This is a genomic window from Bradyrhizobium sp. 2TAF24 (genome assembly GCF_052115025.1).
Lineage (GTDB): Bacteria > Pseudomonadota > Alphaproteobacteria > Rhizobiales > Xanthobacteraceae > Bradyrhizobium_A.
In genome coordinates, this window is sequence record NZ_JBFRFW010000005.1 from 162948 (window position 1) to 184362 (window position 21415).

18 protein-coding genes are annotated in these 21415 nt (G+C 65.8%); 5 read left to right on the forward strand and 13 right to left on the reverse strand.

Going from position 1 to position 21415, the window contains the following annotated elements; genetic code table 11:
* Nucleotides 1-209: 209 nt before the first annotated feature.
* The gene (locus AB4Z37_RS10280; protein ID WP_441516627.1) at nucleotides 210-1208 is read left to right on the forward strand and encodes a quinone oxidoreductase family protein; all 999 of its coding nucleotides are present in this window, start codon (nucleotides 210-212) and stop codon (nucleotides 1206-1208) included.
* A gap of 142 nt (nucleotides 1209-1350) precedes the next feature.
* On the opposite strand, the gene AB4Z37_RS10285 is transcribed toward AB4Z37_RS10280, so the two are convergent.
* Nucleotides 1351-2265, reverse strand: coding sequence for a LysR family transcriptional regulator (locus AB4Z37_RS10285; protein WP_441516628.1), 915 nt, complete (start codon nucleotides 2263-2265; stop codon nucleotides 1351-1353).
* Between the two features lie 153 nt (nucleotides 2266-2418).
* Nucleotides 2419-3633 carry a serine hydrolase domain-containing protein gene (locus tag AB4Z37_RS10290; RefSeq protein ID WP_441516629.1) on the reverse strand — a complete coding sequence of 405 codons (1215 nt, stop codon included), beginning with the start codon at nucleotides 3631-3633 and terminating at the stop codon, nucleotides 2419-2421.
* A 279-nt stretch (nucleotides 3634-3912) separates the two neighbouring features.
* Here AB4Z37_RS10290 and AB4Z37_RS10295 point away from each other — a divergent pair, with 279 nt between their 5' ends.
* Nucleotides 3913-5145, forward strand: a complete 1233-nt coding sequence (locus AB4Z37_RS10295) for an MFS transporter (protein WP_441516630.1) — start codon at nucleotides 3913-3915, stop codon at nucleotides 5143-5145.
* Between the two features lie 13 nt (nucleotides 5146-5158).
* On the opposite strand, the gene AB4Z37_RS10300 is transcribed toward AB4Z37_RS10295, so the two are convergent.
* Both AB4Z37_RS10300 and AB4Z37_RS10305 read right to left on the reverse strand, forming a co-directional pair.
* Nucleotides 5159-5671, reverse strand: a complete 513-nt coding sequence (locus tag AB4Z37_RS10300; protein WP_441516631.1) for a VOC family protein — start codon at nucleotides 5669-5671, stop codon at nucleotides 5159-5161.
* A gap of 45 nt (nucleotides 5672-5716) precedes the next feature.
* Complete coding sequence (locus tag AB4Z37_RS10305; RefSeq protein ID WP_441516632.1) at nucleotides 5717-6265, reverse strand: carboxymuconolactone decarboxylase family protein; 549 nt, start codon at nucleotides 6263-6265, stop codon at nucleotides 5717-5719.
* Nucleotides 6266-6447: 182 nt separating this feature from the next.
* On the opposite strand from AB4Z37_RS10305, the gene AB4Z37_RS10310 reads away from it, so the two are divergent.
* The 3 genes from AB4Z37_RS10310 (at nucleotide 6448) to AB4Z37_RS10320 (ending at nucleotide 11200) form a co-directional block, all read left to right on the forward strand.
* Nucleotides 6448-7632 (forward strand): acyl-CoA dehydrogenase family protein, encoded by a 1185-nt coding sequence (locus AB4Z37_RS10310; RefSeq protein WP_441516633.1) that lies wholly within the window; start codon nucleotides 6448-6450, stop codon nucleotides 7630-7632.
* A gap of 63 nt (nucleotides 7633-7695) precedes the next feature.
* Nucleotides 7696-8835: an acyl-CoA dehydrogenase family protein gene (locus AB4Z37_RS10315; protein WP_441516634.1), complete on the forward strand. Its 1140-nt coding sequence runs from the start codon at nucleotides 7696-7698 to the stop codon at nucleotides 8833-8835.
* A 247-nt stretch (nucleotides 8836-9082) separates the two neighbouring features.
* A complete protein-coding gene (locus tag AB4Z37_RS10320) occupies nucleotides 9083-11200 on the forward strand; it encodes a PAS domain S-box protein (protein WP_441516635.1) in 2118 nt (705 codons plus the stop codon).
* A gap of 275 nt (nucleotides 11201-11475) precedes the next feature.
* On the opposite strand, the gene AB4Z37_RS10325 is transcribed toward AB4Z37_RS10320, so the two are convergent.
* The 9 genes from AB4Z37_RS10325 to AB4Z37_RS10365 form a co-directional block, all read right to left on the reverse strand.
* Nucleotides 11476-12534 carry an amino acid ABC transporter substrate-binding protein gene (locus tag AB4Z37_RS10325; protein ID WP_441516636.1) on the reverse strand — a complete coding sequence of 353 codons (1059 nt, stop codon included), beginning with the start codon at nucleotides 12532-12534 and terminating at the stop codon, nucleotides 11476-11478.
* Nucleotides 12535-12574: 40 nt separating this feature from the next.
* Nucleotides 12575-13186 (reverse strand): L,D-transpeptidase, encoded by a 612-nt coding sequence (locus AB4Z37_RS10330; protein ID WP_441516637.1) that lies wholly within the window; start codon nucleotides 13184-13186, stop codon nucleotides 12575-12577.
* Between the two features lie 160 nt (nucleotides 13187-13346).
* Nucleotides 13347-13490, reverse strand: coding sequence for a DUF2474 domain-containing protein (locus AB4Z37_RS10335; protein ID WP_441516764.1), 144 nt, complete (start codon nucleotides 13488-13490; stop codon nucleotides 13347-13349).
* 2 nt (nucleotides 13491-13492) lie between these two features.
* On the reverse strand, nucleotides 13493-14497 hold the full coding sequence (gene cydB / locus AB4Z37_RS10340) for a cytochrome d ubiquinol oxidase subunit II (protein ID WP_441516638.1): 1005 nt from the start codon (nucleotides 14495-14497) through the stop codon (nucleotides 13493-13495).
* Nucleotides 14497-15909 (reverse strand): cytochrome ubiquinol oxidase subunit I, encoded by a 1413-nt coding sequence (locus AB4Z37_RS10345; RefSeq protein WP_441516639.1) that lies wholly within the window; start codon nucleotides 15907-15909, stop codon nucleotides 14497-14499. Before AB4Z37_RS10345 ends, cydB begins: the two co-directional genes overlap by 1 nt.
* 163 nt (nucleotides 15910-16072) lie before the next feature.
* Nucleotides 16073-16684, reverse strand: coding sequence for a sigma-70 family RNA polymerase sigma factor (locus AB4Z37_RS10350; RefSeq protein WP_441516640.1), 612 nt, complete (start codon nucleotides 16682-16684; stop codon nucleotides 16073-16075).
* Nucleotides 16685-16861: 177 nt separating this feature from the next.
* Nucleotides 16862-17596, reverse strand: coding sequence for a response regulator (locus AB4Z37_RS10355; protein WP_441516641.1), 735 nt, complete (start codon nucleotides 17594-17596; stop codon nucleotides 16862-16864).
* Between the two features lies 1 nt (nucleotide 17597).
* Entirely contained in the window at nucleotides 17598-19343 is a 1746-nt protein-coding gene (locus tag AB4Z37_RS10360; RefSeq protein WP_441516642.1) for a DUF3369 domain-containing protein, read from the reverse strand.
* Nucleotides 19313-21355: a sensor histidine kinase gene (locus AB4Z37_RS10365; RefSeq protein WP_441516765.1), complete on the reverse strand. Its 2043-nt coding sequence runs from the start codon at nucleotides 21353-21355 to the stop codon at nucleotides 19313-19315. Before AB4Z37_RS10365 ends, AB4Z37_RS10360 begins: the two co-directional genes overlap by 31 nt.
* Nucleotides 21356-21415: the final 60 nt, after the last annotated feature.

A 21415-nucleotide genomic window follows, 5' to 3' on the forward strand; every position in this document is an offset into this window, starting at 1 on the left:
TGGCAAGTGACTATTGCGACGACGAACATCTGTCTCATGATCGAGAATCAACAATCAGGTCGCCCGGGGATTCGTGCCTGTTACGGGTCTCCCGCAACCAAGCCCAGGTGATTCATGAACCCGCGTCACCGATGTCATGTCGCGACACCGAGTTATCGATCTGACGACCTCATCTAACCTCGTCGCGTGGAAAACACATGAGGTGAATGATGAAAGCTATCCAGTTTCGTGCCTTTGGCGGCCCCGAACAATTATCTCTCGTCGATGTGGATGAACCCCGGCCTCAACCGGGACAAATCGCCATCGATGTGCGCGCCGCTGGCGTCAATTTCGCCGAAATCATGCATCGCAGAGGCGCGCTTGGCGGGGATCCCATTGCTGTTCCGGGACTTGAAGTTGCTGGTGTCGTCGCCGAGCTTGGTGCGAATGTGGGGAGGTTTGCGTTGGGGGAGCCCGTTGCGGCCTTTTCCTGGTCTCCGGGGCGATCCTTGAACGGCTATGCGGAACGCGTGGTGGTCGATGCAAGGCTTGCCATCTCACTACGGCGCCCGGAGCGGGTCCTGTCGTTCGAAGAAGGCGCCGGCTTCCCCTGCGCGGCCGTGACCGCTTACCAGCTCCTTGCTGATGTCGCGCGAATCCGACGAGGCGACACCGTCCTTATTCAGGCTGCAGCCGGCGGCGTTGGAACACTTGCCGCGCAGTATGCGAAAGCCCTGGGTGCTGCCAAGGTCATCGGCGTGGTTGGATCTGCCGCCAAACGCGAGGCTGCCTTGAACGCAGGTTGTGACGTGGTCCTGCTTCATCAAGAGTTCGACAATGTCGTTGGTGACCATACCGACCGAGCGGGCGTCGACATCGTGCTTGAAAGCCTCGGCGGGGAAACGCTCATTCGCTCGCTCAGCGTTCTGAAGCCCATGGGGCGCGTGGCCTATTTCGGCAATGCATCTGCTTCTGAGGCCGCCAAAATCTCGGCATTCGATCTGTGGTTCGGCGCAAAGGGCGTTCTCGGCTACACAATCAGTGGCCTCGCCGCCAAGCATCCAGATCGCTGGTATCAGGCGGCCGAAGCTGCGATCCGTCTCGTTGAGAGTGGCGCTGTTCACCTGCAGCCGTCCAGTATTCTGCCGCTCTCCGAAGCGCGACAGGCCCATGAGCTCATCGAAGCTCGCAAAGCGACTGGCAAAATCGTCCTGTCCGTCTCGCGTTAGAACCGGCCTGCGGGAGCTGGCTCAGTTGCGTCAGCCAGTCTCCCGCTCCGATGCGTTCGTCGCGGACAATTGGCATCCATGTCGTGGAGCGGAGAGACAGGCTGCCATGCAGAAAAGCGGTCATTGCACCCTGACCTGAATTTCAGGGGAGCAGGCGATCCCATGGCGGCGGATCATTGAAGGCCGACGCGAGCAGATCAATCACCGCCCGCACTTTCCGGGACAATTGCCGATTTGACGCATAAACCGCAAAGATCGCGGTCGGCTCAAACTCGAATTCCGGGAGTACGCGTACAAGAGATCCAGACCTTAGCGCCTCGTGAGCTGAGAAGGTCGCTCCCAGTGCAATTCCGTGCCCATTTTTCGCGGCTTCCAGTAATGCCTCGACATTGTTGGATGTAATGGTTCCCTGAACAGCGACACTCACAGAACCATTTGGCCCGGAGAGGCGCCAGTCGTGGGGACGAGAGATGCCTGTGTAGACCAGGCAATCATGGCTCGTGAGATCAGAAAGCTGTCGCGGCGTGCCTTTGCGGGCGAGATAATCCGGACTTGCAACGATCAGGCGCCTGTTCGTGCAAAGTCTGCGGGCGATCAGGCGCGAGTCCGCGAGCCCGCCGATCCTGATCGCGAGATCGACACCAGCATCGACGACATCGACAAATTGATCGGTGAGCGTGAGTTCAACCGCGATGTCTGGATAACGTCGTCGCAGCTCACCCAAGAATGGCACGACATGAAGCCTGCCAAAAACGACCGGCGCATTGAGTCGCAGTAATCCGCGCGGCTGTTGGGTCATGCTGGACATCTCCGATTCGATTTCGGATATATCCGCGAGCAGGCGCAGAGCTCGGCGATGGAATAACAACCCAGCTTCCGTCAGCGACAACCGGCGCGTGGTGCGCTGTAGTAGCCGCGTCCCCAGGCGATCTTCCAGACGTGACACGATCCGGCTGACAGCCGACGGGGTCAATTCAAACTCTTCCGCAGCGCGCGCGAAGCTGGAGTGTTTGGTCACACTGACAAATATGGCGAGTTCTAGCGTTTCGATCGCCATGAAAACTGTCCAAGCCCCGGGCAGGTCATCGAAGTCTGACGTCTAATATCCAATGTATAGCGACACAACCTGCCCAAATTGTTCACGGCAACACGGATCGGGGGGCATGCAGGGCGGCTTGATAAGACAGAGGCCGCGCGCTGCTAGAACATGTCATTCGCGAATGTTCTTGTAAACGGCGTTACGCACGTCTGTTGGAAGCTTGCCCGCCATGCCTTCAAAAGCGGTGTTGGTCATGACAACCACCGTCAGCTTTCTTGCGGGATCGACAAACCAGCTATGACCATACACGCCGCCCCATGCCCATGTGCCGGCAGACTGCGGTGTCTTTGCCAGCGCTGGATCACGCAGCACGGCGCCTCCGAAGCCAAAACCCCACCCCGGCCCATACAGGTTGATCGGGAAGTCTGCCGTCTGATTGGCCATCATCGAGCGTGCGGTCGCCTGCCGCAGAACAGGCTGCCCGCCTTGCCTCACATTGTCGAGAAACCGCGCCACATCACCCGCTGTACCGACCATGCCGGCGCCGCCCGAGGGGAAAAAATCCTTCCCAAGTGTGCGGCTGGGTGAGAAGCGAATACCAGCGAACTCCGCGAAAGGAACCACTTGGGGGTCCTTCATCACACCAGGTGCGGGGTTGCCATCGACATACGGCGTCGCAAGCCGAGCCTTGGATCTAATACTGAAACCCGTATCCGTCATCCGCAGCGGCTTCGTCACCAGGTCGTGGACCACGTCCGGGAGAGGCTTGCCTGCTGCGGAAGAAATAACGTTGCCCAGCACATCGATCGCGACCGAGTAGCCCCAACCTTTTCCTGGTTCGTAGGCCAAGCCGGCAGCCGACACGCGGCGCGTCTCCTCCTCGAGGCTGACACGTGATTCATCCATCCCGTCGGAGACGCCGAACTGGTGATAGGGACCATTCGGGTTTTCCAGAAATCCATAGCTGAGCCCGGCCGTGTGATTCAGGAGCTGACGGATGGTTATGGCTGGGGTCTCGCCATTCGGCAAAGCGGGACGAAAGTCAGGCAGCCAGTCCGTCACCGGTTGATCGAGCCTCAACTTGCCCTGGTCCACGAGCGCCATGGCCGCGGCAACGACGATCGGCTTGGAAACAGAAGACAACCGGAATATCGTGTCCTCTTGCATTTTTGTCTTCGATTCCCGATCAGCGTAACCCGCGGCACGACGATAAACAAACTTGCCGTCGTGCATCACCAAGACAACAGCGCCAACGAGGCGCTGATCGACGATCGCTTTATCGATTGCGTCGTCCAGATCGCCGCGAAGCGTTGGAAGAGCCGGCTCGGCGAGCGCGGCCGTCACGCAGAAAAGACCCGCAAACAATCCGTTGAGATGCTTCAGCATGCTGTTTACCCCGATCGGTTTTCTCCGTGTAAGACTACTGGCATTCATTCTTGTCTATTAATCGGCTTCTGGGCATATCACTCGTGACGACATGTCAATAATGGCTGCCGACACACGCTACATGGCGGTGTATCCAGCCGCTCCGGGGTGTCAATGCGCAGTGCGCTGACGCGCCGTCGGCGCCGGTCAGTGCCTCGCACGAGCCCCTTCAAAACGGCAGGGAAGGGATGCTACGTTCTCCATCTCTTCCCTTGCCCCGCGTGCCTGGAGGCGCTGCCGATGGATGCCTCCCCGACCTTGCCCCACATCGACGAGCGTTCGCTCCGCTTTCCGGGCTGGCGGGTGGTGGGGGTGTGCTTTCTCGCCGCGACCTTCGCCTGGGCGCTCGGCTTCTATGGCCAGAGCGTCTACCTCGCCGAGTTGCGGCGCGCCCATGGCTGGCCGGCGGCGACCATCTCCGCCGCCACGACGTTCTTCTACCTGTTCAGCGCCGTGCTCGTGGTGTTCGTCAGCGATGCGATCCGTGTGCTTGGCGTCCGGACATGCCTTGTCGGCGCCGTGCTGTGCATGGCGCTGGCGACGGTACTGTTCGGCTTCGTCAACGCGCCCTGGCAGCTCTACGGCGTCTACACGCTGATGGCGGTCGGCTGGGCCGGCCTGACCATGGCGGCGATCTCCAACACCCTCGGGCTCTGGTTCCATGAGCGGCGTGGCCTCGCCATCAGCCTGGCGCTGAATGGCGCCAGCCTCGGTGGTGTGGTCGGCGTGCCGGTGCTGGTGACGGCGATCGCGGCCGTTGGCTTTACGCCGGCGGTGGTGGCGATGGCGCTCGCCATGGTGGTGGTGCTGCTGCCGGTCATCCTGCTCGGCGTCGGCACGCCGCCGCCGCGTGCGCCGGATGCAGCGGTGGCGAGGGCGGCCACGTCCTCCGCGGAGATCCGCCGCGCAGCGCTGCGCGACCTGTCGTTCTGGAGCATCGCCCTGCCGTTCGCGCTGGTGCTGCTGGCGCAGATCGGCTTCATCGTCCACCAGTTCTCATTCATGGAGCCGATGATCGGTCGCGAGCAGGCCGGCCTCGCCATGGCGCTGATGACGGCCATGGCGGTGGTGGGCCGGGTGGTGTTAGGCTTCCTGATGGGGCGGCTCCACCAGCGCGCCGCGTCGGCGGTGCTGTTCGCAAGCCAGGCCCTGGCGCTGCTCGCCATGGTCAACGTGCCCGGCGCGACCGCGCTGTACGCCGGCTGCGTGGTGTTCGGCTTCACCGTCGGCAACGCCATCACGCTGCCGTCGATGATCGTGCACCGCGAGTTCGATGCCCATGCCTTCGGCGTCGTGGTGAGCTTGAGCACCGCCATCAGCAGCGCGATCTCGGCCTGCGGCCCGGCGCTGGTCGGCGTGCTCCGCGACTGGTCCGGCAGCTATGCACTGCCGCTCTATGTCTGCATGGCGCTCGAGCTCGTAGCGGCCGCGGGCGTGCTGCTGCGCGGCCGGCGCGACGAAGCTCTGGCGTGAGGGTGCACCACGGTCAGGCGGCGTCGCGCGCCCGCAGCAGGTCGTCGAGGTCGAGCCGGCGGGTGTACATGGCGAGCGAGCCGTCCGCATTGCGCGGCCACTTGTCCTGCTCGCGGTCCCAGTACAGCTCGACGCCGTTCTCGTCGGGATCGCGCAGGTAGAGCGCCTCGCTGACGCCGTGGTCGCTGGCGCCGTCGAGCGGGATGCCGGCCTCGACCACGCGCACCAGCGCATCCGCCAGCGCTGCGCGGGTCGGGTAGAGGATCGCGGTGTGGAACAGCCCGGTGCTGCCGGGTGGCGGCGGATGGCCGCCCTTGCTCTCCCAGGTGTTGAGGCCGATGTGGTGGTGATAGCCGCCGGCGGAGATGAACGCGGCCTGGGCGCCATAGCGCTGCGTCAGCTCGAAGCCCAGCACGCCGCAGTAGAAGCCGAGCGCGCGATCGAGGTCGGCGACCTTGAGATGGACGTGGCCGATGCGCGTGCCGGCGATGATCGGACGTGACGTGCTCTGCGGTTCGGCGGTCATGGCGGCCTCGGCGGCGATGGATACCGCTATGTGGGGCGCGGAAGACTACGGCGCAAGGTCGGAGACCTCGCCCTCCGGCAAGCCGACCTCGTAGGCATTCAGCGTCATCGACACCAGCGTGTAGTAACCGAGCAGGCCGATCAGTTCGACGAGGCCACGTTCTCCCAGCAGCGCTCGCGCCCGGGCGTAGAGCGCTTCGGGCAGGACGCGGCTCTCGTGCAGTGCCTCGCTGACCTCGTACACGATCTGCGCTTTGGGATCGTCGAGATCCGGCACGTGCCGCCGGTTGATGGCCTCGATGATGTCGGGCGCGAGGCCGGCCTGCAGGGCGAGCTTCTTGTGGGCGTACCATTCGTAGGCCGCGCTCCAGTGCCGTGCGGTGACGAGAATGGCGAGTTCGGACAGCTGCGCGCCGAGGCTGGTGTCGAAACGCAGGAAGGCGCCGAGCCGTCCCGCATGCCGTGCCATGTCCGGGCTGTGCAGCCAGGCCAGCAACGGTGCAGGTGCACTGCCGCGTTTGCCCGCGACGGCCTCATCGTGCACGGCCCGCTGGGCGGCGTTCATTTCGCCAGGCGGAATCGGCTTGAAGCGCATGTGAATTTCCTCCTGTTTCGCTGCGCGTCGTGGTGTGCGCAGGGGACGCGCGCGGCAGCCATGTTGGGGCCGATTGTCGCCGCGATGTTGTATTCCGCAAGCCGGCGGGTAAAGTTCGCCTCAATTTTGGCGGCGCGATCCACGCGACGTTCATTGCAACAGGAAACGCAGAGGGCGTCGTCATGACAGATCTCGATCACTTCCGGCAGGAAACCCGCGCCTGGCTCGCGGCCAATTGTCCGCCGGAGATGCGCAAGCCGATGACCAAGGAGGAGGATACCTTCTGGGGCGGTCGCAATGCCACGTTCTCGTCGGAGCCGCAGCGCGTGTGGTTCGAACGCATGCGCGACAAGGGCTGGACCGTGCCGCACTGGCCGAAGGAATATGGCGGCGGCGGGCTCGACGGCGAGGAGACCAAGATCCTGCGCCAGGAGATGGCGGCGATCTCGGCGCGGTTGCCGCTGGTGTCGTTCGGCATCTCGATGCTCGGGCCGGCGCTGCTGAAGTACGGCACCGAGGCGCAGAAGCGCGAGCATCTGCCCAAGATCGCAGCCGGCCTGATCCGCTGGTGCCAGGGCTATTCCGAACCGAATGCCGGTTCCGACCTCGCCTCGCTGCAGACCCGCGCCGAGGCCGACGGCAGCGATTTCATCATCAACGGCCAGAAGATCTGGACGTCGTACGCCAATTTCGCCGACTGGATCTTCTGCCTGGTGCGCACCGACCCGACGGCGAAGAAGCATGACGGCATCAGCTTCATCCTGTTCGACATGCGCTCAGCGGGCGTGTCGACCAAGCCGATCCTGCTGATCTCCGGCAAGTCGCCGTTCTGCGAGACCTTCTTCGACAATGTGCGGGTGCCGCAGGCCAATGTGCTCGGCACCATCAACCGCGGCTGGGATGTCGCGAAATACCTGCTGCAGCACGAGCGTGCCATGATCAGCGGCATGGGCGAGCGCGGTGGCGGCCGGCCGCTCGGCCAGGTGGCGGCGGATTCGCTCGGCGCCGACGACCAGGGCCGCCTGGAGGACGCGGTGCTGCGCGGCCAGATCGCGACCTTCGAGATCGACGAGGCGGCGCTCGCCTGCGCCGCCGAGCGTGCGGTCGATCTCGCCAAGGCCGGGCAGGCGCATCCGGCGTTCTCGTCGGCGATGAAATACTACGGCACCGAGCTCAACAAACGCCGCCATGAGCTGCTGATGGCCGCCGGCGGCAGCGACGCACTGGAGTGGGAGAGCGAGCGCTCCCAGGACGGCGCCAAGGCGCGGGCGTGGCTGCGCACCAAGGCCAACTCGATCGAGGGCGGCACCAGCGAGGTGATGCTCGGCATCGTCGCCAAGCGCATCCTCGACCTGCCGGGGGCGTGAGGCGGTTCGCCGTCCTCATGCCGTCGTCCTTCAGCTGACCTCTTTCAACACGGAATTCCTGCCATGGCCCTCGTCCTCAACGAAGAACAAACCATGCTGCGTGACAGCGCGCGCGGTCTGATCGGTGAAAATGCACCAGTGTCCCATCTCCGCCAGCTGCGCGACAGCCGCGACGCGGTCGGCTTCTCGCGCGACCTCTGGCGCACCTTTGCCGAGATGGGCTTTTCCGGCCTGCTGGTGCCGGAGGAGTTCGGCGGCTCCGGGCTCGGCTGTGTCGAGGCCGGCATCATCATGGAGGAGATCGGGCGCACGCTGGCGCCGTCGCCGTTCCTGTCGACCGCGGTGCTCGCGGCATCGGCGCTCAAGCGCGCCGGCTCGGCGGCGCAAAAGTCCGAACATCTCGGCCGCATCGCCCGGGGCGAACTCGTTGCCTCGCTCGCGGTCGATGAAGGCGTCAAGCATCGTCCGCGGCACACCGCGCTGCAGGCGACGCGCTCGGGCAACGGTTTCCGCCTCAACGGCGCCAAGGGTTTCGTGGTCGACGGCCATGTCGCCGATCTTCTGATCGTCGCGGGGCGCACGGCGGGTGCGCCGGGCGAGGCCGGTGGCCTGACGCTGTTCCTGGTCGATCCCAAGAGCAAGGGCATCGCGGTCGAGCGCACGGTGATGGTGGACGCGCACAACGCCGCGCGCATCACGTTCGATAATGTCGATGTCACGGCGGACGGGGTGCTCGGCGAGGTCGATCAGGGCGGCACGCTGCTCGAGGGCGTGCTCAATGTCGGCCGCGGCGCGGTGGCGTCGGAGATGCTGGGAGCGGCCGAGGAGGCGTTCGGCCGCACGGTCGGGTATCTCAAGGAGCGCAAACAGTTCGGCAAGCTGATCGGCGAGTTCCAGGCGCTGCAGCACCGTGCGGCGCATCTTTACTGCGAGATCGAGCTCACCCGTGCCACCGTGCTCAAGGCGCTGCAATTGCTGGACGCTGATGTCGACACCGCCGCGGCCGCGGTCGCGGTCGCCAAGGCCAAGGCTGGAACCACCGGCACGCTGGCCGTGCAGGAGGCGGTCCAGATGCATGGCGGCATGGGCATGACCGACCAGTTCGACATCGGATTTTTTATGAAGCGGATGCGCGTTTGTCAGGAACTTTTTGGCGATTCAAACTTTCATGCTGATCAGTTGGCGCGCCTGAAGCGATACTGACCAGTATTAATGCGCGCCGAAGCGGCGGGGACTTCGGTAACGTGTTGAATTGGCGTGAATTTATTTGCCGGGGCGGCGTTGCGTCGCTCCGGGGGACGCGACAGGCGATGGAGCGCGGATTGTCCCGCGCCGACGCTCCTTCGACGAAAGTCGCAGACGTCTTCTCGTTTTCATTCCTAAATACCCTTCCGGGCCTTTCATCGGGCCTGCCGATGTCAGGATCCTGCATTCCCAGATCTCCAACATCATGACGGGCATCATGAACCCGGCGGAGCAGTCGCTGCGCTTCAACCAGGACCTGTTCCCCATCGGCGGTGGCCGCATGGGCGCGGCGATTCGGACCTTTGCGTGGTCCAAGACCCCGCTCGGCGCCGTCGCGCTGTGGCCGCAGAGCCTGCGGACCGCGGTCGACATCGTGGTGCACTCGCCGGTGCCGATGTGCCTGCTGTGGGGCCGGACCGGCGTGATGCTCTACAACGATGCCTACATTCCGGTCGCTGGCAGCCGCCATCCCGTAATTCTCGGCCGCTCGGTGTTCGAGACGTGGCCCGAGGTCGCCGACTTCAACCGGCGGGTGATGGATGCGGGCTTCGAAGGGCGGGCGATCTCGTTTCGCGACCAGCATCTCGTGCTCCATCGCAACGGCCGGCCGGAAGATGTCTGGCTCAATCTCGACTACAACCCGGTGCGCGACGAGGATGGCCGGCCGTTCGGCGTGCTCGCGGTCGTCGGCGACACCACGCGCCAGGTGCAGGCGACGCGTGACCTGCGCTCGCGCGAGGAAGAGCTGGCCCGGCGCAACTCCAAGCTGACGCTCAAGGTCGAGGCGCGGACCCGCGAACGCGATCATCTCTGGAACGTGTCGCAGGATCTGATGCTCGTGGCCGATCAGAGCGGCATCTGCCTCAGCGTCAATCCGGCCTGGACCGCGACGCTCGGCTGGCTGGAACGCGAACTGGTTGGCCACGGGCCGGAATGGCTGGAGCACCCCGATGACGGCGTGCGGACCCGTGCGGAGCTGGCGCGGCTGGTCGATATCGGCGTGACGCCGCGGTTCGAGAACCGGCTGCGCCACAAGGATGGATCCTATCGCTGGATCTCCTGGACCGCGGTGCGTGACCAGGGATTGATCTATGCCGTCGGCCGCGACGTCACCGCGGAGAAGCAGGCGCAGGAGGCGCTGCAAGCCACCGAAAATCAGCTGCGGCAGTCGCAGAAGATGGAAGCCGTGGGGCAGCTCACCGGCGGCATCGCCCATGACTTCAACAACCTGCTCACCGGCATCATCGGCGGCCTCGACATCGTCAAGCGGCGGCTCGCCGTCGGCCGCAATGGCGACGTCGGCCGCTTCATCGACGCCGCGGTAGCCTCGGCCAATCGCGCCGCCGGATTGACCAATCGCCTGCTGGCGTTCTCGCGGCGCCAGACGCTCGATCTCAAGCCGCTCGATCTCGGGCGGCTGCTCGGCGCGCTGCAGGATCAGCTGACGCGCACCATGGGCGAGCGTATCGCGATCAATCTCCGGATCGCCGACGATCTGTGGATCGCCGAGGGCGACGCCAACCAGATCGAGACGGCGCTGTTCAACCTCGCCATCAACGCACGCGACGCCATGCCGGAAGGCGGCCTGCTGACGGTCGAGATGGCGAATGTCACCGTCGATCCGCTCGCCGCGCGGCCGGAGGGCGGGCTGGCGCCCGGCGACTATGTCGTGATGCGGGTCCGTGATACCGGCGTCGGCATGACGCCGGACGTGGTGACGCGCGCGTTCGATCCGTTCTTCACCACCAAGCCGATGGGGCAGGGCACCGGCCTCGGCCTGTCGATGGTCTATGGCTACGCCAAGCAGGCGCGCGGCCATGTCCAGCTCGACAGCACCGAGGGCGAGGGCACGACGGTGGCGCTCTATGTGCCGCGCTACAGTGGCGACGGGCCGATCATCGTGCCGGCGGATGTCGATGTGCCATTGCCGGTGCAGGAGACCGTGCTGGTGGTCGAGGACGATCCGGCGGTGCGGCTGATGGTGATCGAGGCGCTGCGCGAACTCGGCTACACCACCATCGAGGCCGCCGACGACAGGGCGGCGCTGCCGGTGCTGGAGTCGGAGCAGCAGATCGATCTGCTGGTCACCGATGTCGGTTTGCCCGGCCTCAATGGCCGTCAGATCGCGGATTTCGCCCGCCTGCAGCGCAAGAACCTGCGCGTGCTGTTCATCACCGGCTATGCCGAGGATGCCACGATGCGCGACGGTTTCCTCGAGCCCGGCATGGAAATCCTGGCGAAGCCGTTCTCGATGGACGTTCTCACCAGCCGGCTGAAGCGGATGGCGTCAGCTGTCGTCGCGCCGTCGCCGACCCGTCACTAAACTGCTGTTCAGGCCGTCGTCCTTCGAGGGCCATGCTTCGCACCGCGAGTCGCGTTTGCCCGACTTGCGGCTTTCAAAGAACGCCCGGCTGAAGCCGGGGCGATGCATCTCTGGATGACGGATTATGGCTACGGCGGGTAGCCCGGGTGAGCACCGCGACACCCGGGGTCTTAATCACCCGGCCCCGGATTCGCTTATCCGGGCTGCAGGGCCGCAACAACTCGCCCCACCGAAAGCTTCACAAGCTGTCAGGGTAACGTCATCGCGCTTCTACGCTAGCGGATCGGCGGCGCGTACTGGATGCCGCCGGCGTTCCAGAGCTGGTTGAGGCCGCGCGGAATGCCGAGCTTGGAGCCGACGCCGAGGTTGCGGTCGTAGACCTCGCCATAATTGCCGACCAGGCGGATGATCCGCGCCGCCCAGTCGTTGGTCAGGCCGATCTGCTCGCCGGAATTGCCGTCGGTACCGACCAGCCGCTTGACGTCGGGCTTGGCCGACTGCAGCGCCTGGTCGATGTTCTTCGAGGCGACGCCGAGCTCCTCGGCGTTCAGCATCGCGAAGTGGGTCCACTTGACGATCTCGAGCCAGCCGTCGTCGCCCTGGCGCACCACCGGGCCGAGCGGCTCCTTGGAAATGACGTCGGGCAGAATGACATGATCGGCAGGCTTGGCGAAGTTCGCGCGTTCCGAATGCAGCTGCGACACGTCACTGGTGAACACGTCGCACTGGCCGCTCTCATAGGCCTTCACCAGGTCGGCCAGCACCGTGAACTTCACCTCTTCGTATTTGAGGTTGTTGGCGCGGAAATAGTCGGCGAGGTTGGTCTGGGTGGTGGTGCCGGCCTGCACGCAGATCTTGGCGCCGCCGAGGTCGAGCGCCGATTCGACGCTGCGGGTGGTCTTGTGCAGCATGAAGCCCTGGCCGTCGTAATAGGTGACGCCGGTGAAGTTCAGGCCGAATTCGGTCTCGCGCGACATGGTCCAGGTCGAGTTGCGCGACAGCACGTCGATCTTGCCGGCCTTCAGTTCGTTGAAGCGCTCGCTGGCGTTGAGCGGCACGAACTTCACCTTGCTGGTGTCGTTGAAGATCGCCGCGGCCAGCGCCCGGCAGAAGTCGACGTCGAAGCCGCTCCAGCTGCCCTTGTCATCGCTGATCGAGAAGCCGGTGAGACCGGTGCTGACGCCGCAGACCAGCTGGCCGCGATCCTTGATGGTGTTCAGCGTCTGCGCCTGCGCGCCGGCCGCGCCGGCGAGGACGGCCGCCGCCGCGAGGCATCCGGACGCCAGAGTCGCCAGCAGGGATGATTTGAAAAGGACCGGTTTGGAACGGATCATGGCACTCTCTCGTCGAAACGGCTGATGATGAAATGAAAGGTTACAGCTCCGGCCGTTGCCGGACCACGACCTTGGTGCCGACCGGCACGCGGTCGAACAGGTCGGAGACGTCGGCGTTGACCAGACGGAAGCAGCCTGATGACACGGCGCTGCCGATGGTCTGCGGCTGGTTGGTGCCGTGAATGCGATAGACCGTCTCGCCGAGATAGAGCGCGCGCGCGCCCATCGGGTTGCCCGGGCCGCCGGCCATGAAGCGCGGCAGGTAGGGCTGGCGCTGGATCATCTCCGCCGGCGGCGTCCAGTCCGGCCACTCCGCCTTGCGCGAGATGCGCAGCAGTCCCTGCCACTGGAAGCCTTCGCGGCCGACGCCGATGCCATAGCGCAGCGCACGGCCGTTGCCCTGCACCAGGTACAGGTAGCGCTCCGAGGTCTGGATGATGATGGTGCCCGGCGGCTCGGTGGTGCGGTAGAGCACGAGCTGGCGCTGGTACTGCGGCGGCAGTCCCTCATCGGAGGGAATATAGCCGGGCTGATCGTCGATGTTCATGTCCTGGGTCTGCGAGAAGCTGTGCGACGAGGGAAGCAGCAGCGCGAGGCCGGCGAGCTGGAGACACAGGAGCAGGCGGGCCAGGGCGGTTGTCGTCTTGGACATTCAGGCCTCTCGGAATGAATGGAGCAGAGCTGGTGAAGCGCCATCAAAGCCCACGCGCCGCGGGCTGGCAAGCGGCCGCGGTGGCCGCGCGTGATGACTGTCAGCGCGTGATCGCATGGCGTTCATAAAAGATTCATGAAGGCGGGCGGGCCGATGCCCGTCAATGCGGCGCAAGCCACAAGCGCAGGACAAAGGCGACGGCCGCGACGGTCCCCACGCCCGACAGCCACAGCGCGGCGAACCACAGCAGACGGCGGCTGAGCGGCATGGCCTCCGGCATGCGGCGCGGGGGCGGCCTGTCCATCATCAGTGGTAGCCGGTGCCGGGTTCCACCTTGCCGCGGAACACCCAGTAGGCGAAGGCCGTGTAAGCCAGGATGATCGGCACCATGATCGCCACGCCGACCAGCATCAGGCTCTGGCTGTTCGGCGGCGCCGCCGCCTGCCAGATGGTGATGCTCTGCGGCACCACGTAGGGGTACATGCTGACGCCGAGGCCCGCGTAGCACAGTGCGAACAGGACGAGTGACAGGAAGAAGGGCCGCAGGTCCTGGCGGCGCTCGAGGCTGCGCACCAGCACCACCGTGACGGCGGCGACGGCGAGCGGAACCGGTGCGGTGAGAACGATGTTGGGCCAGGCGAACCAGCGCCGCCAGTACTCGGCTTCGAGGAACGGGGTCGCCGCGCTGACCAGCACAATGGCGAGCAGGGTTGCGATCAGGAAGCGCCAGCTCAGCGTATAGGCCCGTTCTCGCAGTTCGCCGGTGGTCTTCATGATCAGCCAGGTCGCGCCGAGCAGGCCGTAGCCGGCGACGAGGGCGATGCCGGTGAGGACGCTGAACGGCGTCAGCCAGTCCCACCAGCCGCCGCCATAGACGCGGCCCGTGACCTTGACGCCCTGCAGGACGGCGCCGAGCGCGATACCCTGGGCGAGGGTCGCCAGCAGCGAGCCGCCGGCGAAGGCGATGTCCCAGAGATTGCGCTCGCGCGTGGTGCGCCAGCGGAATTCGAACGCGACGCCACGGAACACGAGGCCCAGCAGCATGGCGATGATCGGCGTGTAGAGCGCCGGCATCAGCACCGCATAGGCCAGCGGAAACGCGGCGAACAGCCCGCCGCCACCGAGCACCAGCCAGGTCTCGTTGCCGTCCCACACCGGCGCGACCGAGTTCATCATCACGTCGCGGTCCTGCTTGGCCGGAAACAGCGGAAACAGCAGGCCGAGCCCGAGATCGAAGCCGTCCATCACCACATAGGCGAACACCGCAAAGGCGATGATGAAGGCCCAGATGACAGTGAGATCGATCGGCATCAGCGCGGCTCCCGGTGCGACGTGGCGGCGGCGACGGCGGGGGTGAGGCCGGCCGCGCGGGCCGGCATGTCGGCGCTCGGACCCTCCTCGCCATGATGCGGCGGGGCGGCCATCAGCCGCAGGATGTAGACGGCGCCGGCGGCGAACACGGTGAAGTAGACGACGACGAACGCGATCAGCGAGGAGCCGACCGCCGGTGCGGCCAGCGGCGACACCGCATCGATGGTACGCAATAGTCCGTAGACCACGAACGGCTGGCGGCCGACCTCGGTGGTCACCCAGCCCGCCAGCACCGCGATGAAGCCGGCCGGCCCCATCAGCAGTGCCAGCCAGTGCAGCGCCCGCCACTGAAACAGCGTGCCGCGCCAGCGCGCGATCAGGCTGAGCAGGCCAAGGCCCAGCATCAGGAAGCCGATGCCGACCATGATGCGGAACGACCAGAACACCACCGGCACAAAGGGCCAGTTCTCCCGTGGCACGGTGTCGAGGCCGGCGAGCGCTGCATCCGGCGCATGCTTGAGGATCAGCGACGACGCCTTCGGGATCTCCAGCGCGTAATCCACCGTCGCGCGCTGCTGGCTCGGCCAGCCGAACAGGATCAGCGGCGCGCCGTGCGGATGGCTCTGGAAGTGGCCTTCCATCGCCATCACCTTGGCGGGCTGATGGGCGAGCGTATTGAGGCCGTGCTGGTCGCCGGCGAAGATCTGGATCGGCGCCACCAGCGCCGCCATCCACATCGCCATCGAGAACATCACCCGTGGGCCGTCCCTGACACTGTCGCGCAGCAGGTGGAAGGCGCCGACCGCGCCGACCACGAACGCGGTGGTGAGGTAGGCGGCGAGCACCATGTGCACCAGGCGATAGGGGAACGAGGGATTGAAGATCACCTGCCACCAGTCGGCGGCGATGAACTGGCCGTCGGCGTTGACGGCGTGGCCGGTGGGAGTCTGCATCCAGGAGTTGGCGGACAGGATCCAGAACGCCGAGATCAACGTGCCGATCGCCACCATCAGGGTGGCGACGAAATGCAGCGTGCGCCCGACCCGCTTCAGCCCGAACAGCATCACGCCGAGAAAGCCGGCCTCGAGGAAGAACGCGGTCAGCACCTCATAGGCCATCAGCGGGCCGATCACCGGACCGGTCTTGTCGGAGAAGGTCGCCCAGTTGGTGCCAAACTGGTACGACATCACGACGCCGGACACCACGCCCATGCCGAAGGCGACGGCGAAGATCTTCAGCCAGTAGTGGAACAGGTTGATGAAGACTTCCCGGCCGGTCCACAGCCACAGCGCCTCCAGCACCGCGAGATAGCTCGCAAGCCCGATCGAGAACGCTGGAAAGATGATGTGGAAGGAGACGGTGAATGCGAACTGCGCCCGGGCGAGCACGACGGCATCCAGTCCTTCAAGCATGGCGACAACCCGTCACAATGAATGCGCTGGAGATGTACCACGGCGCCGGCGTGATGGGTATAGGACGGGATGTCCACCCGGAGCGGGGCGATGGATGCGCACGCCAACGTGACTGGAACCGGCGCGGTTCGCCGACCGGGGTGTTGCGACGCCGCGCGGCCGTTCAGGCCGCGAGGCTGTTGATGCCCTCGCGCCGCAGCAGGTCGGCCAGCGCCTTGCGGGCATAGAACATGCGGGTCTTCACGGTGGCCTGCGGAATGCCGATGATGGCGCCGGCTTCTTCCACCGACTTCTCATGATAGTAGACGAGGTCGATGACCTCGCGGTGCGCGGCCGACAGCTTGCTCATGCAGGCGCGCAGCACGGCGCTGGTGCGGGCGCGATCGAACGCGGCTTCCGGATCGTCGTTGCCGTCGGCGATCTGCAGCACCTCGTCCTGGTCGATGTCCTCGAAGCGGCGCTGGCGCAGCGCGGTCAGCGCCTTGAAGCGGGCGATCGACAGGATCCAGGTCGAGACCTGCGAGCGCTGCTCGAACTGGCCGGCGGTGCGCCATACGTCGAGAAACACCTGGCTGACGAGATCCTCGGCGATCGAAGCATCGCGCACGATGCGCAGGATGAAACGGTAGGTTCGCAGGTGGTGGCGGGCGTAGAGGATGTGCATCGCGCTCTTTTCGCCGCTGGCGATGCTCTCGATCAGCATCTCGTCCGAGGTGGCCTGCGCGGCGAGAATCCCCCTGCCGGCTGCGCTGGTGATGGCGATTGCGGTCTGCATGATCGGCTCCCTCTCGCGCTTCGGTGCGCGTCGTTGGGAACATTGATAGGGGGGCGCCGTTTCACGCCGTTTCCTTGCCAAGGGGAAAATGGTTTCGTGCCCCGGCCTTTTTGTTTCGTCGTCGCCGCCGCGACGAAACAATCGCGGAAAAACATCAATGATTTCAATGAGAGTTGTTCAGGCCTTGTCGTCGGCCGGGGAAAACACATAGCCGCCGCCCCGGATGGTGCGGATCACGCTCGGGCGGGTCGGATCGGGCTCGATCTTGCGCCGGATCCGCATGATGCGCAGGTCCACGGCGCGGTCGAACGCCTCGCTGTCGCGGGCATTGGCGAGCTCCAGCAGCCGCTCGCGGGACAGCACCCGCTTGGGGTTGGCCGCGAACACCTTGAGCAATCCGAACTCCGAGGCGGTCAGCGGGTGCTCGTTGCCGTCGTCGTCGCGCAGCGCCTGGGCGTCGAGGTCGAGCCATTTGGTTCCGAACCGGACCAGCGCGTCCTTGGCCCTGGCCGTTTCCGCAGGGGCCGCGGCGGCCTTGGCCGGCGTGCTCCGCCTCAGCACCGAGCGGATGCGCGCCATCAGTTCGCGCAGCTCGCAGGGTTTTGCCAGATAGTCGTCGGCGCCGAGCTCGAGGCCGACGACGCGGTCGATCGGGCTCGCGGTCGCGGTCAGCATGATCACGGGCACGTCGCTGCGGCTCTTGAGGTCGCGGATGATCGACAAGCCGTCCTCTTCCGGCATGTTGAGGTCGAGCACCACGAGATCGGGCATGCCGGTCGCGATGGCGCCGCGCAGGCTCTTGCCGCCGTCGCACAGCGTCACGCCGAAGCCATGCATCTTCAGGTAGTCGCCGACCATTTCGCGCGCCGGCGCTTCATCGTCGACAATGATGATGTGGGGGGGCTGGCTCATGTCAGTTCGACTTCACGCAGGGCAGGAGGATGGAGAAGGTCGAGCCCTGGCCGGGGCCCGCGCTGTGCGCGGCGACGGAGCCGCCATGCATATCGACGATGCGCTTGACGATGGAGAGGCCGAGGCCGGTCGAGCTTTCGCCGGCGGTGGGCTTGGCCGACAGCCGCTGGAAGCGGCCGAACAGCCGCGCGATGTCCTCCGGTGACAGCCCGGCGCCCTCGTCGTTGACGCGGATGGCGAGCGCGTCGCGGTCCTGATCGACCGCGAGCGCGATCCGTCCGCCGATCGGCGAATACTTGATGGCGTTGCTGACGAGATTGTCGATCGCCTCGCGCATGCGGTCGGAATCGCACATCGCCATCTGGTTGGCCGGCGCCGACACCGTCAGGGTCTGCTGCTTGTTGAGCGCGAGCGGCTGGTTGGCCTCGGCGACCTCGGCGACGAGGTGGGCGATGTCGACCGGCTCGCGGCGGATGGTGATGTCGAAGGCGTCGGCCATGGCGTCGGAGATCAGGTGATCGACCATCACGGTGAGGCGGCGGGTGGCATCGCGGATGTGATCGACCTGGGCAGCGATGTGCTCCTTGGCGGAGTCCACCCCCAGCAACTCGCTCAGCATCTCGGTGCGACCGAGGATGACGCCGAGCGGGTTCTTGAGGTCGTGGGCGACCGTGCCCAGCACCTCGTTCTTGAAGGCGTTGGCGCGCTGCAGCCGCAACCACTGCGACGACAGCCGCCGGTTGGCGGTCATCAGCGCCCGCGTCCGTTCGCTGACGCGGTCCTCGAGCTGGGAATTGGCGTCCTGCAGCTGCTGATAGAGGATGACGTTGTCGAAGGCGATTGACAGCCGGCTGCCGAAGATCTCGACCAGCGAGCGGTCGGTGTCGGACAATTCCTTGGCCGACTCCAGCAGCACCACCACCTCGCGGCCGCTGCCGGTGCGGACATAGAGCACGGTGCGGTGGTCGGCGAAGTCGTGCTTGCGGCGCTGGAACGCGGCCTCCACCATCCGCCGCAGCTCGACGTCGAGCGGCTGCGGCTCGCCGTGGCCGGTGAAGCGGCTGTAGCAGCCAGAGCCCGCCAGCACCGAAAAGGATTCGCCGACGTCGCTGCCGTCGCGCAGCACCAGGATGCCGGCACAGTCGACATTGAGCAGCGAGGCGATCTGGGTGAGGACGCCTTCGGCGAGGCGCTGCATCGAGCGGAAATCGAACAGCGTCGAGGCGGCGTCGATGATGATTTCCAGGCCGCGGCGGGTCTGCACCATGCGCTCGAGCTGCTGGTAGCTGCGCAGCGCCGCCGTCAGCGAGGTGAACAGCTTGTCGGCGGTCAGCTCGGTCTTGGCCTTGTAGTCGTTGATGTCGTAGTCGACGATGACACGGCGCTCCGGCGCCTGGCCGGGCTGGCCGGTGCGCAGGATGATGCGCACCGTTTCGTTCTGCAGGTCGCTGCGGATGAATTCCACGAGATCGAGGCCGGCGGAGTCTGTCTCCATGATGACGTCGAGCAGCACCGCGGCGATGTCGCCGTGGGCCTTCATCAGCTCGCGGCCCTCGGCCGCCGAGTAGGCGGACAGGATTTCGAGCCCCTGGCCGTTGAGGCTGTAATCGCTGAGCGCGAAGCGCGTGCCCTCGTGCACCGCATGATCGTCGTCGATCACTGCGATCTTCCACCGGCGGCCGGTGTCGGCCACCGGCGGATGGTCGGAATCGTCGATCAGATGGAGGACATCGTCCTGGTCGGCCATTGCCTGGTCCCGCGTTCCGTTGTGCTGGTGATGGGTCCCGAGCCGTTTGCGGCGTTTCTCGGGAGGATGATGCGAAAGGTCGTGCCGTGTCCCGTCTTGGACTCGAGGCGGATGCGGCCGCCGAGCTGCTGGATCACGAGGTTGTAGACGATGTGCAGGCCAAGGCCGGTGCCGCCCTCGCTGCGCCGCGTGGTGAAGAACGGATCGAAAGCCTGGCGCTGCACCTCGGTGGTCATGCCGATGCCGTCATCGGCAAAGGTCAGCTCGACATCGTCGGCGCCGCGCGGCGCCGCGGTGATGCGGATGGTGCCCGCGCGGCCATCGGGGAAGGCGTGGTTGGCCGCATTGAGGAACAGGTTGGTGAGCACCTGGCCGTAGGAGCCGGGGTAGCTGTTCAGGGCGAGATTGTCCGGCACCTCGATGACGACGGTGATCGGCGCCTTCTTCAGCACCGGCCGCAGGCTGGCGATGATCTGGTCGGTGGCCTCGCGCAGGTCGAACTCGCGCTGCTCGGCATGGGAGCGGTCGACCGCGACCTGCTTGAACGACTGGATCAGCTCGCCGGCGCGCTGCAGGTTGCCGACCAGTTGCTGGGCGGCGTCGCGCGACTGACGGACGAATTCGTCGAGCTGCGAGCGCCGCAGCGGCGTGTTGGCGGCGAGGTCATCGGCGAACGCCTCGCTGCGCCGGGCGAAGCTGGAGGCGACGGTAAGGCTGATGCCGATCGGGTTGTTGACCTCGTGCGCCACGCCGGCGACGAGGCCGCCGAGCGCGGCAAGGCGCTCGGCGTCGATCAGGTTCTGCTGGGTCGCGCTGAGTTCAGCGAGGGCGCTTTCGGCGCGCTCCTTGGCGGCGCGCAACTCCTCCTCGGCGGCGCGCTTGGCGATGGCGTTCTCTCTGAACACCTCGACCGAGCGGGCCATGGCGCCGACTTCGTCGGTCGCCTTCGTGCCCTGCACCTCGCGGTCGAGGTCGCCCGAGGTGATGGCCTGCATCGATGTCATGATCTGCTGCAGCGGCAGGCGGATGCTGAGCGCGATGATGATGCCGGCGACGATGATCAGCGCGAGGAACAACAGCGAGATCGACAGTACCTTGCGCGAGATGTCGGCCAGCGTCTTGTCGAATTTTTCCTGAGCCAGCTGCTCGCGCTGGCGCATCTTCACCGACAGGCCGTCGATCGCGGCAATGGTTTCGGCCTGGCTGGCGTCGATCGAGTTGCGCAACAGCGCGGTGCGCGTGGCGAACTGGTCGCTCAGCTTGCCGAGGCCCTCGCGCAGCGCCTCGGTGCGCTGCTTCAGCCGCTGCAGCGCGATGCGCTGCAGGTCGTTCTCGGCAAGATCGCTCATCACCGGGATGGTGCGCTCGATGGTCTCGGTGTTGCGGCGCGCCTCCTCGACCGACTCGGAGGCGAGCGACAGATAGTAGGCATTGGCGGCGACCAGCATCGCGGTGAAGGCTTCGCGCGATTTGCCGAGCGCCGGCCAGATCAGCGCCTCGCGCCGGCCGGTCGCGCCCTCGATGATCGAGTACAGCCCGGCCATGTCGCGGGCCGGCGTCAGCACCTGCTCCTCATAAGTCTTGGCGATGGTCGCCTGCACCGAGCGCAGCTCGCCGAAACCGTCGAGGAAGGATTCGGTCACCCGCTCGAGTTCGGCCACCGAGCCCGACAGCATCGGGTCGGTGGAGGCGCGGCTCTTCAGCGTGCCGAGCACCGCCTCGCGCAGCAGCAGGATCTCCGCGAACAGGTCCGGGCTCGGCTGGTTGATGTAGCGATGGATCAGGTTCTGCAGCCGGCCGGTCTCGCTCTCCAGCAGAGCCAGCACCTTGTCGGATTTGCGCACCTGCCGCACGTCGTCCCAGGCCGAATCCAGCACCTTGGCGCCGCTCCAGATCAGGCCGGCGAGCACCAGCACGACGGCGGAGTTGAGCGCGGCGATCGACAGGATGCGCCAGCGGATCGGGACCGCGCGGACCAGGTCGACGATGCCGAAGCGGCTGCGCGCGGCCAGCGTGTCCGTGTCGCTGGCCGGCTGTACCGCTTTGGGGATCGAGGGGGCGGTCGGCAACGT